Raw genomic sequence first — 15,609 nt, 5'->3', positions numbered from 1 at the left:
CTTTCAATATACACACAAAGGCTTTTAAACGCTAAAATGTTTTAAAAAGGGAAAATATACATCTTAATTGTAAATCTGTGCATTTTTATTGTCAAGCCTGCCTCTACAGTATATATTGAAATTTCGCATGTTACTTTTCTAGCATTAACAATTTTTACAAAAAAAAGACCCCTTCTTTGAAATAGAGGAGTCTTTTTTTATCTCGCAGCAAATTAAATATTTAAATCGCCTTGATCGTCATCCTCAGGAGCTGGCTCTCCATCTTGGTCTAAACCATGATGTTCACGCACTTGTCCCGCAATTTCCTGACGAATATCAGTATTTTCTTTTAAGAATTGCTTTGCATTTTCACGGCCTTGACCTAGACGCTCGTCATTATATGAATACCAAGATCCACTTTTTTGGACAATATCTAGTTCAGAAGCGATATCCAAAATTTCACCCTCTTTTGAAATACCTTCTCCGTACATAATATCTACTTCGGCAGCACGGAAAGGCGGAGCTACTTTATTTTTCACAACTTTAATTCTTGTTTTGTTACCTACGATATCATTTCCTTGCTTTAACTGCTCTGCACGACGCACTTCTAGACGCACTGAAGAGTAGAATTTAAGCGCACGTCCACCAGGAGTTGTTTCAGGGTTACCAAACATTACGCCGACTTTTTCACGAATTTGGTTAATAAAGATAGCGATTGTTTTAGACTTGTTAATAGCTCCAGATAGTTTACGCAATGCTTGAGACATTAAACGAGCTTGTAGACCCACGTGAGAGTCTCCCATTTCTCCTTCAATTTCCGCTTTTGGCACTAACGCTGCTACTGAGTCAACAACAATAATATCTACTGCGCCGCTTCGAACTAAAGCTTCAGCGATTTCTAAAGCTTGTTCTCCTGTATCAGGCTGAGATAATAACAGCTCATCAATATTAACACCTAATTTTTGAGCATATACAGGATCTAACGCGTGCTCCGCATCGATAAATGCAGCCTGTCCGCCCTGCTGTTGAACTTCTGCAATCGCGTGAAGAGCAACTGTTGTTTTACCTGAGCTTTCTGGGCCATATACTTCCACCACACGTCCACGTGGATATCCACCTACGCCTAAAGCTATATCTAATGCTAATGAACCACTTGGAATTGTAGAAATTCTTTTTTCCGTTTGTTCACCTAATTTCATAATTGAACCTTTACCAAATTGCTTTTCAATTTGCTTTAAAGCCATATCAAGGGCTGCTTGACGATCGTTCACTCAATTTCCTCCTCTATCTCTTTGAAATCATCTATAAACTGCAAACTTACTACGATGTAGTAGCAATGTCGAATTAACAACTTTCTATAACTTACTATACTAGTTTTTAGGTCGTTTGACAAGCAAAAAGCGAATAAATGTTCGTTTTTTATAAAATTAAAAAAAGGCTGCTTTGGTAAAACTAAGCAGCCTTTTTTCTTTATTTTTTTATCGTCTTCAATACGTAATGACAGCCGTAATTAACCGTTCGTGAACGAATTCCTTGGCGGCTTCCAGATAGCTGCAAACTGTAAACTTGAGGAGTTTGATCCTTATAAGCGACCCCTATATGCACTGTTCCTACAGGGTGTCCTTCTTGTTTAGAGGGTCCAGCTACACCCGTAAAACCGATGCCAATATCCGTTTTGTATAACTGTTGAATACGCTGAGCCATTTCAGCCGCGCACTGCTCGCTAACAGCTCCGTACTGATTCAGCGTGTGTTCGCTCACTCCGAGAATATTTTGCTTGATTTCATAATGATAGGCTACCAGGCTGCCTTTAACAACTTCTCCAGCACCTGAAACAGTTGTTAAACGTTCGCTGAATAACCCGCCGGTTAAACTTTCGGCTGAAGCAATCGTCAAGCCTTGTGCCGTTAATTCTTTTACCAATTCATTATGTAAAGAAGTTGCTTCGTATCCATATAAATACTCGCCTACGCGCTCTGAAATGGTTTTTTCCACTTCGTCTAACATGCGCTGTGCTTCAGCAGCATCAGCGTGCTTAGCAGTTAAGCGAAGCGTCACTTCTCCATCTCCTGCAAGCGGTGCAATCGTCGGGTTTGTTTGCGCATCAAGCAAATCTTCAATTTCCGTCTCAAGCTGTGATTCTCCTATTCCGAAAAAACGAAGAACGCGTGATTCAATACTTTCTTTTAATTCAAGCTTTTGAGCTAAAAATTCTTGACCATATGCTTCATACATTGGATAGAGCTCTTTTGGCGGCCCTGGGAATAGCATATAGTGTTTTCCCTCTACTGTAAGCCCCATACCTGGAGCCATTCCGTAATCATTAGGGAGCACTGTCGAACCTTCAAGTACAATTGCCTGTTTTTTATTGTTAGGTGTCATGATACGATTTGACTGTTTGAAATAGGCTTCAATGCTTTCAAGTGCTTCCGCATTTGTTGTCAACTCTACTCCTAGCACACTCGCAATTGTTTCTTTTGTTAAATCATCTTTTGTAGGACCAAGCCCGCCTGTGAAAATAATTAACTCTGCACGTGTTTGAGCTGTAGCAATCACTTCTTTCAAGCGCTGTGCATTATCTCCTACTACTGTATGATAGTAAACATTAATTCCAAGTTCGGCTAATTTTTTCGATAAATACTGAGCGTTTGTATTGGCAATTTGCCCAAGCAGCAGCTCAGAGCCGACTCCAATAATTTCAGCGTTCATCATATCATCTCCATCTTACTTATTTTGAATTAACAAAAGCCTGTTTGTTTTTAGCAAAGTAGTCCCAGCCTGAAATAACCGTAAAAATCACTGAAATCCAAAGCATTACGCTAGCAAACGGAATGGAAATCCATTCAAAAGGCAAGTTGTACAACAGAATAGCTGAAATAGCTAAAATTTGAGTCCATGTTTTAATTTTACCTAACATATTGGCTGCTACAACTTCTCCTTCCCCTGCTAGTACAAGTCTTAAACCTGTGATAGCAAATTCACGGCTAATAATGATGATAGCAGCCCATCCTGCACCTGCAATTAAATCTAAGTCAACAATAGCTACAAGCGCAGCTGAAACCAACAGCTTGTCTGCTAGTGGATCTAAAAACTTGCCCAAGTTTGTGACTAAATCGTACTTTCTTGCATAGTATCCGTCGATCCAGTCTGTTGTAGATGCAATAATAAATAATGCCGCCCCTAATAGATGAGCGATCGGAATCTCTTTTCCTGCTGCCTCCACTGTGCCAAATGGTAGCGGCACCATCATAAAAATGAGGAATACGGGAATTAGAAAAATTCGCGAAATGGTAATCTTGTTTGGTAAATTCACTTCTTCTGCCTCCAATTACTGTTACAAACTGAAAGCGTGCAAACGAAGTTGTTTGCACGGCTTTGGTTTTATTATAGCGTGAATGAGTGTTTAATTCACATATTATCTTTATTTACACCCTGACCACTTTTTAAAACAGGCTGTTTACTGTGCTTCTGCCGGCTGATATTGAATCGTTACAACTTGTCGAACTTGCTTGGATGAATCAAACGGCAAGTCAACCGCTTTTCCATTTACTTTTAACTCTACTCCAGGTGAATAACCGATGTTGACACGAGCTTCCGTTTCTTTCGTCAAATCAAATTCTTTTGTTTCACCTTTTTTTAGAATGGAGCTAAAGAAAGCATTTCCTTTTCCATTTTTCACATCTAACCAAGTATCTGCTTGAGTGGATGTTACTTCTAGGTTAAATGCATCTGTACCGGAAAGAGCATACGTAGCACTTCTGCCTGTTTTTTGAACTTCCTTGTATTCTTGTTTACCGCTGTCTTTCTTTTCTTTTTCAGCTTTTTCTTTCTCAGCTTTTTCTTTTGCGGCTTTTTCTTTTTCAGCTTTTTCTTTTTCTTGTTCTTTCTTATCAGCAGCACTTTGTTCATCTTCTGACTTGCTATTGTCATTTTTTGCAGTAGTTTCATTCGTTTCTTCCTGCGTGTTAGACTGCTGAACTTCGCTGTTTGGAGCTTCTTGATTAGCCTGCTCCTTGTTTTTATCCGAGACGATATTTTGAGCGATTACCCAAATAATAATCCCAACAACTACAACTCCCGCCACCACTAGAACAGTTGGAAGGTAGTCATATGCTTTTGAAACTCCTTTTGTATGCTGAGGAATTTCTTTGCGGCTGCGAACGCGCGAAAGCTGCTGCGGCATGTCTTCTGTTTGAGTTGAAGGAATGTCTGATTTGTATTCTTCAAAAATAGCATCTGTGTCCAACCCAATTGCTTCGCAGTATTGCTTAATAAACGCTCGTACGTAAAATTTCCCTGGCATAACCTCATAATTGCCTTCTTCAATGCCAAGTAAATAGCGTTTTTGAATTTTCGTTAGTTTTTGTAAATCCTCTAACGACAATCCTTTGCTTTCTCGTTCTTGTCTTAACCTTTGTCCTAACTCTGTCAATGCTAACACCTACCAATTATGCTAAAAATCAAACATCGATAATCCACCGTCTTGAAACATTTGAGGACCTTCCATTATTTCATATGTAATCTTCTCATTGGGGTCATTTCTTATTTCAATAATGTAGGCAAAATCATCTAACGAATACTCGGTATTTTGTACAAATACATCCGGATGCTCCACGATTTTTGTCGCGGGTACATTCATTACTTCTCGAACAAGCTGCCAGTGCTTTTCATTCGCTCGTTTGGTCGATACAATCCCGTCAATGATAAAAATATTATCAGCGTTGTATTCGTCAGCAATAAGCTGACTGCGAATCGTTTGTTTTAAGAGTGTAGAAGACACAAAAAGCCACCTTTTGTTCGCACATACGCTAGCTGCTACAATGGATTCAGTTTTGCCTACTCGCGGCATACCTCGAATACCGATAAGCTTATGACCTTCTTGTTTAAACAGTTCCGCCATAAAATCTACGAGCAAACCTAATTCATCTCTTACGAAACGGAATGTCTTTTTATCATCTGCGTCACGCTGAATATAGCGACCGTGACGCACTGCTAACTTATCACGCAATTTAGGCGGTCTCATTTTTGTCACAATGATATTATCCATTGTTTTCAAAATAGATTCAAGCCTGTCTATTTGCTCATGTGAATCACAGCGCAGCAATAATCCACGGCGAATATCATCCACTCCATTAATTGTGACAATATTAATTGACAACATTCCAAGAAGCGATGAAATATCACCTAAAAGACCCGGACGATTTTTTTGTATTTGATATTCTAAATACCACTCAATTTTCTCCATCAAACCCCTCCCATTTCTTGGCTGGCCTTCGAGAGGTGCCCCCTTTTTTTCACCTAGTTTAACTATAAATGATTTCCATTATATTATAAACCCTAAAGGCAAGTAGTTCTACATTTGTTATGTATGTAAGCGCTTATTTATTTGTACTATTTAATTCTAAGAAAAAAGGAGCTTTCACACGCGGTGAATTAGCTCCTTTTTAGAAACGATAACTTATTTTACTGATCCGTTATTTTGAACTAATTTCACCATGCTGCTCGCAATCGCATGCTGCTCTTCTTTAGAAGCAACGCTCCAAAGGTCTGCTAAAATTCGCTCTTGATCATTTTTTGCATCAACTTGGTTTGCTAAATATCCACCAATTTGATAAGCAAGATCATGAATAACTTCTTCTTGCATTCCTTCGTTTTGTGCATGATGTAAACGGTCGCCTAAAAAATCTTTCCAGCTATCCCAGTTTTCTAATACTGACATGAGTAGCCCTCCTTAAGGTTTATTCATATCATAGTTTGTACCTTGTTTTTAATTTTATGCACACTTTATATGTACCAACCGCCATTAACCGATAATATTTGTCCAGTTATATACGAAGCACGTGAAGATATTAAATATGAAACCGTATCTGCCACTTCTTTTGGATATCCTATTCTTCCTAAAGGGATCTCTTCAGCCAGCTCTTTAACCTCTTCTTTTGAATAGCTGGCCATCATATCCGTTTCAATCGCTCCGGGCGCAACTCCATTGACGCGAATTCCACTTAATGCAACCTCTTTTGCCAAAGCTTTTACAAACGTATTTTGGGCGCCTTTTACCATTGAATAAAGAACTTCAAACGAAGCTCCTGTAAGTCCCCAAATGGAAGAAATCATGATAATTTGTCCGCTTTTAGCACTGATCATTTTAGGCAGCAAAGCTTTTGTAATAACAAAGGGAGCCGTGATGTGAAGATAGATCATTTCTTCGGTTTCATTTGCCGAAGCATCTGTCATTAACCCGCTAACGCTTCGTCCGCTGTTATGAATAATAACTTCTACCGGAACAATAATCTCCTTTAAAAACTTCTCCACTCCCTCTTTACATGATAAATCCGCTTGTACTGTAAACACGGTTTTCACCTTTTCAGCTAGCTCATGTGCAAGCGCCTCTATTTTGTCTTTTCGTTGATGATAGTGCAAAATAAGCGAGTATCCATCTTCAGCCAATTGCTTAGCAATCGCTGTGCCAATTCCTCCGCTTGCACCTGTCACAAGGGCAAATTTCTCCATAGCCTTCTCTCCTTTACATGCAAAAAAGCTGATGAACATCAGCTTTTTTGGCAACAATCATCTTTATTTAGGTACTACTTCACAAACCGTAAAGTTCTTTTCATCAATAATCTCGTTTAGCACATCTTTTATTTCGTTTACCTTCAGTTTTTCTAGCGTTTCAACAATATCAAATAAATTCATATCATTAAACGCATAGCGTGTAAACTGATTAGCGATAAACTCAGGTGAGTTTAATGAACGTAAAAATCCGCCGATTTTCTTTTTACGAATACGTTCAAGTTCCTCTTCTGTTAGTGATTTTGTTTTCATTTCAAGTAAAATTTGTTTAACTCGATCATACAGCTGTTCGGGTTGATCCGTATCTCCTCCGATAAGAGCAAAACCAAATCCTCTTTCCTCCGTATAATCATACGCAAACGTTTCATCAATGAGTCCGTCTGCATACAACTCCTCATAGTACGAAGAGCTTTTTCCAAATGCATAATCTAAAATGATATTCATTGCTAACTCGTATTTAAGCATTTCTCCGCCTGAACGCTGCGGATTTTTCGCTTTTAGACCCACCATACATTTCGAAGACTGCACCGGCATTTTTAATACTTGTTTTTCTTGATCCACCGTTTCAGGCTCTTCGTCAAAATGACGCTGTATGTCAGAGATTTCTTTATAATCTTTTTTCTGCTGATTGTCTCGAACTTGCTTCATTACTTTTTCCGCATCAACAGGACCTACAATGAACAACAGCATGTTGCTCGGATGATAGAACGTTTCATAGCATGTGTACAGTAAATCTTTATTAATATGTGAAATCGATTCGATCGTGCCAGCAATATCAATTTTAACAGGATGGTTTTTGTACATATTTTGAATGGTACCAAAATACAAGCGCCAGTCCGGATTGTCGTCATACATTGTAATTTCTTGACCGATAATGCCTTTTTCTTTTTCTACCGTTTTTTCTGAGAAGTACGGCTCTTGTACAAAGTCCACTAATGTTTCAAGATTTTCTTCAAAGTTAGATGTACAGCTGAATAAGTAAGCTGTGCGGGTAAAAGAAGTAAATGCGTTGGCCGAAGCACCTTGTTTACTAAACTGCTGAAAGACATCTCCGTCTTCTTTTTCAAATAATTTATGCTCTAAAAAGTGGGCAATTCCATCCGGAACTTTTGTCATTTCATTTTCATTTAGCGGTACAAATTGATTGTCAATCGATCCGTAGTTTGTTGTAAAAGTGGCAAACGTTTTGTTAAACTCCGGTTTTGGCAAAATGTATACCTGCAGCCCGTTATCCATTTTTTCATGATACAGCTGTTCTTGAAGCTGCGAAAATTCAATTTTCTCCATTTTCTTCACCGCCCGTTCCTGTTAAGAAATAAATTGTATCCATTTCAATTTTCTCAGCCACTTTAATAATTTCCTGCTTAGATACCGCATCAATATGCTTTAAGTATTCATCAATTGAAATATCTTTACCCGTTAATTCATTATGATACATAACCTCTACTAGTCCTCGTGGAGTATCCACCGTTTCAAGCAGCTGGTTGTGAATAACGGCTTTCGTTTGAGCGATTTCGCCGTCTGTAAACGATCCTTGTTTCATTTCCTGCATTTGTTCTTTAATAATCGTAACAGCTTGGTCGTAATTTTTAGCATCAATACCCGACATGACCATTAGTAATCCTTTATGACTCTCTACTCTCGAAGCAGCATAGTAAGCTAAGCTCGCTTTTTCACGAACGTTAATAAATAGCTTGGAATGTGAGAACCCTCCGAATATCCCATTGAATACTTGAAGAGCAAAATACTGTCTATCTCCGTATACAACGTTTGTACGATAGCCAATATTTAATTTCCCTTGTTTGACTTCTTGTTTTTCCACCACTTCATTTACGTTCGAGATCTCTTTAGACGTGATAGAATCTTCAATGTCTTTTTGCTCGCGCTTTGGTAAAGTAAATGTTTCTTTTACTGTTTGTAAAACCTCTTCGACTTGCAAATCTCCAATAGCATAAAGGTGAATGGCATCTTCTTTTAACACCTGCTGATAATAGGCGTACAAACTTTCACCTGTAATTTCTTCCACATCGTCAATTTGACCGTTTACATGTAAAGAGTAAGGTTCTTCCTTACACATTTCTTCAACTAGTCTTAAATTAGCATAGCGCATTTTATCATCAAATACGGCTTGAATTCGCTGACGAAGCGAACGCTTTTCTTTTGTCATAATATCCGTTAAAAAAGAGTCCCCTTCAACTGCTGGCTTTAATAAAATATCGCCAAGAAGAGCTAACGCTTTTTGTAAAAGCGGAGTTGAATCTTTCAAATATTTTTCATTCGCTATATCAATGCGAATCGTAATATCGTGGTTATCACCTTTTTTTGTTAAGTCTACTTGTAAAGTAGCACCATAAAGCTCATCTAAATATGTACGAAGCTTTGTCGTAGACGGCAGCGACTCGGTAGCGCTTTGAAGCACATAAGGTAAAAGGGCACGCATTGTCACCGTTTTCTTATCTAAAGGGGCATTTAGTTTTAAAATGAACGTGTTTGTTTTGTACTTAGCTGTTTGAATGGTATGAACAGTCAATCCTTCTAGTTCATGTTTTTGTTCAGTCAATAATTTCATATATAAACCTCCTTTTAAATTTTGATGTATTAACTAGACAATACTTCTATTTTGAATCTTTAACGCTAATTTTAGTCTTATAACCACTATATCGAATTCAAGGAAACATTTTCAAGTAACTTGCCGCGCGCTTCCTCATTTCTTTTCATATTCTTTCTCTCAATGAAAAAAAGGCGGAGAAAAGAATATGATTTCTTTGTCTCCACCTTCTATATTTATCCAACTTTAGTCATTGTTAGACCTCGTATAGAGGATTTATTAGCGGCGGCCTTTTTCATAAGGAACGCCCAGCGCTTTAGGAGCCTCAGCACGTCCTACAAAACCAGTAAGCGCTAAGATTGTTAATACGTACGGTGCAATGGTTAAAAGGACGGATGGGATATCTTGAATAACCGGAATCTGAGCTCCCGTGATACTCAAAGACTGTGCTAATCCGAAAAACATGGCTGCACCTAAAGCACCAATAGGATGCCACTTCCCGAAAATCATGGCCGCAATAGCAAGGAACCCTTGTCCAGCAATCGTTCCCGCTGCAAAGTTTGTAGCGATAGACGTGGCATACACCGCTCCGCCGATTCCAGCGAACATGCCGGAAATCATAACGCCAACGTAACGCATTCTCACAACTTTGATCCCCATCGTGTCTGCTGCCATTGGGTGTTCACCAACTGAACGAAGACGGAGACCAAACGGCGTTTTATAAATGATGTACCATACAGCAAAAGCTAGCACAATCGCAATATAAGACGTAATAGGAACGTTCGAAAACAGAATTTTACCGATTACTGGAATGTCTGATAAACCTGGAATACTTACTTTATCGATACGGAATTGAATAAAATCTGTTTGTCCTTTCCCAAAAATCTTTTTAATTAAAAAGATTGAAAGACCCGCAGCTAGAAAATTCAGGGCTACACCACTTACAGTTTGATCTGCTTTTAATGTAATGCTTGCAACAGCATGAATCAGCGAGAACACAGCGCAAACAACAGCCGCAATTACTATTGCTACCCACGGGGCCCAAGCACCTAATGAATCCTGAAGTAAAAGGGTTGAAACAATACCTGTGAACGCGCCAAACATCATCAGCCCTTCTAATCCAATGTTCACAACCCCGGAACGTTCACTAAATATCCCTCCGAGCGCGGTAAAGATAAGCGGTGCAGCTGAATATAGCGCCGCTGGAATAATAATGGCTAACACCTCTAAGAAGTTCATTTTGCTCCCCCCTTGCCTGCACGGCCAAGCACCCAGCGAATTAAATAACCAGATGCAACAAAAAAGATAATAAGCGCAATGACAATTTGAATTAATTCAGACGGTACGCCTGTCATAAAGTTCATTTGAGGAGCCGCAGTTTGCAGTCCTCCGAAAAAGAATGAAGCTAATAAAATTCCAATTGCGCTGTTAGCTCCTAAAAGGGCTACGGCAATACCGTCAAATCCCGTACCCGTAAACGCAGTGAATGTGCCCATATATTGAAATGTTCCAAGCCCTTCCATAGCCCCGGCAAGCCCGGCAAAAGCGCCTGAAATCGCCATGGATAACACAATGTTTCGGCCTACATTCATTCCTGCATACTGTGAAGCATGCTGATTAAAACCAACGGCTCTTAGCTCGAAGCCCTTAGCTGTTTTATTCAAAATAAACCACATTACGACGGCTGCAGCGATGGTAATAAGAATGCCGTAATGAAGGCGGGAGTTATTGGTTAACTGTGCTAAAAAGCTTGATGCTAAAGATGCCGATTCTTTAATATCATACGATTTTTCATTACCCGCGTATAAATACGTACGGATTAAGCTGCTCGTGGTGTAAAGGGCAATATAGTTCATCATGATGGAAACAATTACCTCATGAACATGAAATTTTGCTTTTAAAAATCCTGGAATAAACGCCCAAACTGCTCCAGCTGCAGCTGCTGCTAATACAGCTAAAGGAATATGAATGACTGCTGGTAAATCAAACGCATACCCAACCCATACTGAAGCCAACCAGCCAACTAAAAGCTGTCCTTCTACTCCAATGTTAAAGAGACCGGTTTTATAAGCAAACGCAACCGCAATACCGGCCAGAGCAAGAGGAGTCATGGCACGAATCGTTTCTCCAATGGCTTTTGGCGTTCCAAACATCCCGTCAAAAAGAGATTGATAGCCAAGCATTGGATCATAGCCGCCTAGTAACATAATAACCGCTCCGGCAATGAGTCCTAATATGGCCGATACAATAGGGATCAAAATCATCATTACACGTTCATTTTTCACAAGTTTATTCATGCTGTTCCACCCGCTTTCTCACGCGTACCGCCTGCCATTAATAGACCTAACTCTTGTTCATTCGTTTCTTTTGGATCTACAATGTCAACTATTTTCCCTTCATAAATAACCGCAATGCGATCGCTTAGATTCATTACTTCATCTAGTTCTAGCGAAACGAGCAGCACTGCCCGTCCTTTATCTCGTTCTTCAATCAGCTTTTTATGAATAAATTCAATGGCTCCTACATCCAGCCCCCTCGTTGGCTGAGCTGCAATTAATAGTTCCGGACTGCGGTCTACTTCACGGGCAATAATGGCTTTTTGCTGATTTCCGCCCGATAGCGATCGCGCTTGCGTATATTCACTAGGGGTTCGCACATCATATTCTGCAATTAACTCTTTTGCTTTTTTATACAGCTCTTTATAATTCAAAATACCTGATTTAGACATCGGCTTTTGATAATACGTTTGAAGACCGATATTTTCACCAATTGTATAATCTAATACAAGCCCGTGCTTATGGCGATCCTGCGGAATATGTCCTACTCCTGACTCCGTAATTTTACGCGTGGATAACGTAGACAACTCTTGATTTTTTAACGTGACCGAGCCCGACTTTATTTTTCTTAGACCCGTAATTGCCTCAATCAGCTCTGTTTGGCCATTTCCATCCACACCCGCGATGCCTACAATTTCGCCTGCTCGAACGCTTAGATCAAGTGAACTTACAGCCTCTACTCCTCGGCTGTCTTCTACTACTAATTCTTTTATTGTTAACACAGCTTCTTTTGGAGTCGCTGTTTTCTTTTCAGTTTTAAAATGTACTTCTCTTCCTACCATTAAAGCAGCAAGTTCATCAGGGTTGGTCTCTTGCACATTTACCGTACCAACCCCGACACCTTTTCGAATAATTGTACAGCGGTCACACACTGACATAATTTCTTTTAATTTATGCGTAATTAAAATAATCGACTTTCCTTCTTGAATTAATTTTTTCATAATTTGAATTAATTCCGTAATTTCCTGAGGTGTTAAGGCGGCAGTAGGTTCATCAAAAATAAGAATGTCGGCTCCTCTGTAAAGCGTCTTTAAAATTTCCACTCGCTGCTGCATGCCAACTGAGATATCTTGAATCTTCGCATATGGATCTACCGATAATCCATATTGATTTGAAAGCTCTTGAATATCTTGAGCTGCTTTTTTAATATTGATTTTCCCCGTTCGCGTCGGTTCGTTCCCAAGAATAATATTTTCTGTGACTGTAAAGTTTTGAACAAGCATAAAATGCTGATGAACCATTCCAATTCCTAAGTCATTCGCTACGTTAGGGTCCGTGATTTTGACTTCTTGGCCGTTTACACGAATCTGCCCTTTTTCAGGCTGATAAAGCCCAAATAAAACGTTCATCAGCGTTGACTTACCTGCACCATTTTCTCCTAACAAAGCATGAATTTCTCCCTTTTTCACTTGGAGTGTAATATTGTCATTAGCGACAATACCGGGAAACTCTTTGCGAATATCTAGCATTTCAATAACATATTCCACTACTTTCACTCCCTATTCCTGCCTGCTACAGGATTCTGTCTTCCGTTTTTTGGCTATGAAAAAGGCTAGTTTTCACTAGCCTTTTAAACTCATATAATCATTGCTTAACAGATATCAGCTTATTTTTTAAGCGTTTTTTCAAACTCTTTAAATTCTTTATCCGTTTGAGGCACTGTAATGTCACCGTCTAGAATTTTTTGCTTATACTCATCAACTGCTTTTAACGCATCTTTGCTTACATTATCTTGTGATGGAGCAATTCCCACTCCGTCTTCTTTTAAGCCAAACACAACCTCTTTACCGCCTGGGAATTTGTCGTCCATTGCTTGTTTTGCAACATCTTCTACAGCAAGGTCAACGCGTTTTACCATCGAAGTTAACGTTACGTTTTCAGGCATACCTTCTTCATGCTGATCGCGGTCAACTCCAATTACCCAAACCTTTTTGTCTTTACCGCCTTTTGAACGGTTTTTAGCTTCTGTAAATACGCCGTTTCCAGTACCACCAGCCGCTTGATAAATAATATCAGCGCCTTTGCTGTAAATGGTAGAAGCGATAGCTGAGCCTTTTTCTGGAGAGTTAAAACTTTCCGCGTATTGAGAAATAACTTCAGCGTCTGGGTTTACAGATTTAACACCTGCTTTAAATCCGTTTTCAAACTTCTTGATTAATGGAGATTCAACGCCTCCGATAAAGCCGATTTTGTTCGTTTTCGTTTGTTTCGCTGCCACTACACCTACTAAGAAAGAGCCCTGCTCTTCTTTAAATAGAATGCTCGCCACGTTATCTAAGTTTTCTGACTTTAACGTATCGTCTACTAATGCAAAGTTAGCATCTGGATACTGCTTTGCTGCTTTTTTAATGTCTTCTTTTAACAAAAAGCCAATTCCATACGTCAAGTTGTAGCCACTCTCAGCAAATTTAGAAAGGTTGCTCTCGTATTCAGATGCTTTTGTAGACTGCAAATATTTGTATCCAGTCCCTTCATCAAGTCCGTTGTCTTTCCCAAACTTTGTTAGACCTTCCCAAGCAGATTGGTTAAACGATTTATCATCTACCCCGCCCGTATCTGTTACCATTCCCACTTTAAAATCCGCTGCTTTTTTATCTCCGCTGCTCTTATCTGCGTCGTTTGAGCCACACGCGCTTAAAAGTGTTCCTGCCGCTAATACTAGTGATAATGCAAGTCCCGTTTTACGTTTTAACATGTTTTAACCCCCTGAATAGTTTTAAAAGTATAAAGCCAATTTTCTATTTCGTCCCTGTGACCTACATTTGACACCTCCTTAAAAGGACAATATTAAATAGTTGTAAATTTTCTGACATTTAACCATAAAAAAACTAGACGCGTTTACGCAGTACTTGGAAACTAAATTGATCTGCTTTAAAATAATTGATGGAATATAAAATGGGTTCATCATACTGGTCATAATGCATTTGTTTCAGCACAAGCAAAGCGGTTTCTGGCTCGCATTGTAAAATAGGAGAAACTTTTTCATGATAGCCTAGAGGCTCAATATTTGCCACGGCGTATGAAATGTGCTTTCCTGCTTGTTTTTCAAGAATTTCTAACAAAGATTCTTGTTTATATTCGAAATTTTCAGGCAATATTTTTTGAGGAACCTTGTCCATGCAATATACAACAGGCTCTCCGTTTGCCGTTCTCACCCGTTCAACAAATAAAATCTGTTCGTCTTCCCCGCAAGCAAAACGTGTTAAATCATTTTCAGACAACTCTTGTATTTGAGAAGATAAGAAGATTGTTCCGGCCTTCATACCAGCTTGTTCAATCATATGTGTTATACTATTTAATTGCTCAATCCCTGACAAAAAAGTAGGCTTCGTGTTGACAAATGTTCCCACGCCGTGCCTGCGAACAATAATATTCTCTTCTTCTAATATGCGAAGTGCCTCACGTAGCGTTGCGCGGCTAACCCCTAGCTGCTTTGATAAATCAAACTCTGAAGGGAGTCTTTCCTTTTCTTTAAAAATTCCTTTTTCTATATTTTGTTTAATTTTATCAATCACTTGTAAATACAAGTGCCGATTATCCGCACGTATAGACATCACTCTTCCTCCATATTAAAAAGTCATCAGACCTCTGATGTTCGACTACTTAATCGAAAATAATATATCATTTTTCGACAGATAAATAAATAGGTTATATTAATTTTTTGTTAAAATTTTTAATATTTTTTTAAAAAAATGAATTTTTGTTATTTTTTAATGTCAGCATACCTAACAACCTACTTTTCTTCTAATATTAGATAAAACCCAAACATTTTAGTCATTAAATTTTTTAATATTCGTTTTTATTTCATTTATTTAGCATGACATATTTTTGTATAATACTATTCTTACCGTCTCTTCTTCCATAAAAAAATGAGGTTGAGACATAACTAAATGAATCCAATCTAAAGACAAACAAATAAGATACATGAGCTGAAACGCTTGCGACACCGCAGTTGATTTCCGTGCAAGACTTCGGTTTCCACGGGCGGGCGATGGGCCTCCTCGTCGCTTACGCTTTTCCCGCAGGAGTCTTCACCTTGTCTTTCAGTCACTGCTAGAAGGAACGAAACGGATGAAACCTATATTCACCCTAACAAAAAAAACGAACCGCTAATCAGACATGTTGATTAGTGATTCGTTTTTCACTTAGGCTAAAATACTTTTGTCCCAGCTCCAT

General features: G+C 38.9%; 14 protein-coding genes. All 14 read right to left on the bottom strand.

The features are described from left to right. Positions 1 to 212: 212 nt before the first annotated feature. The 14 genes from recA to ACXAE4_RS07285 all read right to left on the bottom strand — a co-directional run bounded on the left by recA (position 213) and on the right by ACXAE4_RS07285 (position 14,987). A complete protein-coding gene (gene recA, locus ACXAE4_RS07350) occupies positions 213 to 1,250 on the bottom strand; it encodes a recombinase RecA (RefSeq protein ID WP_013058804.1) in 1,038 nt (345 codons plus the stop codon). Positions 1,251 to 1,449: 199 nt separating this feature from the next. Continuing rightward, positions 1,450 to 2,691 (bottom strand): competence/damage-inducible protein A, encoded by a 1,242-nt coding sequence (locus ACXAE4_RS07345; RefSeq protein ID WP_028411381.1) that lies wholly within the window; start codon positions 2,689 to 2,691, stop codon positions 1,450 to 1,452. 16 nt (positions 2,692 to 2,707) lie between these two features. Next, positions 2,708 to 3,292, bottom strand: a complete 585-nt coding sequence (gene pgsA / locus ACXAE4_RS07340; protein ID WP_028411382.1) for a CDP-diacylglycerol--glycerol-3-phosphate 3-phosphatidyltransferase — start codon at positions 3,290 to 3,292, stop codon at positions 2,708 to 2,710. Positions 3,293 to 3,436: 144 nt separating this feature from the next. Beyond that, positions 3,437 to 4,420 carry a helix-turn-helix domain-containing protein gene (locus tag ACXAE4_RS07335; RefSeq protein WP_223546233.1) on the bottom strand — a complete coding sequence of 328 codons (984 nt, stop codon included), beginning with the start codon at positions 4,418 to 4,420 and terminating at the stop codon, positions 3,437 to 3,439. A 12-nt stretch (positions 4,421 to 4,432) separates the two neighbouring features. Continuing rightward, positions 4,433 to 5,224: a DUF3388 domain-containing protein gene (locus ACXAE4_RS07330; protein WP_028411383.1), complete on the bottom strand. Its 792-nt coding sequence runs from the start codon at positions 5,222 to 5,224 to the stop codon at positions 4,433 to 4,435. 213 nt (positions 5,225 to 5,437) lie between these two features. Beyond that, entirely contained in the window at positions 5,438 to 5,698 is a 261-nt protein-coding gene (locus ACXAE4_RS07325) for a DUF3243 domain-containing protein (RefSeq protein ID WP_013058809.1), read from the bottom strand. Between the two features lie 65 nt (positions 5,699 to 5,763). After that, entirely contained in the window at positions 5,764 to 6,489 is a 726-nt protein-coding gene (gene ymfI / locus ACXAE4_RS07320; protein ID WP_028411384.1) for an elongation factor P 5-aminopentanone reductase, read from the bottom strand. A 63-nt stretch (positions 6,490 to 6,552) separates the two neighbouring features. Then, positions 6,553 to 7,836 carry an EF-P 5-aminopentanol modification-associated protein YfmH gene (gene yfmH, locus ACXAE4_RS07315; protein WP_025750276.1) on the bottom strand — a complete coding sequence of 428 codons (1,284 nt, stop codon included), beginning with the start codon at positions 7,834 to 7,836 and terminating at the stop codon, positions 6,553 to 6,555. Next, positions 7,823 to 9,118, bottom strand: a complete 1,296-nt coding sequence (yfmF, locus tag ACXAE4_RS07310) for an EF-P 5-aminopentanol modification-associated protein YfmF (protein WP_028411385.1) — start codon at positions 9,116 to 9,118, stop codon at positions 7,823 to 7,825. Before yfmF ends, yfmH begins: the two co-directional genes overlap by 14 nt. Before the next feature lie 258 nt (positions 9,119 to 9,376). Then, the gene (locus tag ACXAE4_RS07305) at positions 9,377 to 10,336 is read right to left on the bottom strand and encodes an ABC transporter permease (protein WP_028410853.1); all 960 of its coding nucleotides are present in this window, start codon (positions 10,334 to 10,336) and stop codon (positions 9,377 to 9,379) included. Next, positions 10,333 to 11,394 carry an ABC transporter permease gene (locus tag ACXAE4_RS07300; RefSeq protein WP_289578370.1) on the bottom strand — a complete coding sequence of 354 codons (1,062 nt, stop codon included), beginning with the start codon at positions 11,392 to 11,394 and terminating at the stop codon, positions 10,333 to 10,335. Before ACXAE4_RS07300 ends, ACXAE4_RS07305 begins: the two co-directional genes overlap by 4 nt. Beyond that, positions 11,391 to 12,920 (bottom strand): ABC transporter ATP-binding protein, encoded by a 1,530-nt coding sequence (locus ACXAE4_RS07295; protein ID WP_028411387.1) that lies wholly within the window; start codon positions 12,918 to 12,920, stop codon positions 11,391 to 11,393. Before ACXAE4_RS07295 ends, ACXAE4_RS07300 begins: the two co-directional genes overlap by 4 nt. A 119-nt stretch (positions 12,921 to 13,039) precedes the next feature. After that, positions 13,040 to 14,128, bottom strand: a complete 1,089-nt coding sequence (locus ACXAE4_RS07290; RefSeq protein WP_028411388.1) for a BMP family lipoprotein — start codon at positions 14,126 to 14,128, stop codon at positions 13,040 to 13,042. A 133-nt stretch (positions 14,129 to 14,261) separates the two neighbouring features. After that, positions 14,262 to 14,987 (bottom strand): GntR family transcriptional regulator, encoded by a 726-nt coding sequence (locus ACXAE4_RS07285; RefSeq protein WP_028411389.1) that lies wholly within the window; start codon positions 14,985 to 14,987, stop codon positions 14,262 to 14,264. Between the last annotated feature and the right edge of the window lie 622 nt (positions 14,988 to 15,609).

The organism is Priestia sp. ABM2_011 (assembly GCF_056158845.1).
This window is presented reverse-complemented; position numbering and strand designations above follow the sequence as displayed.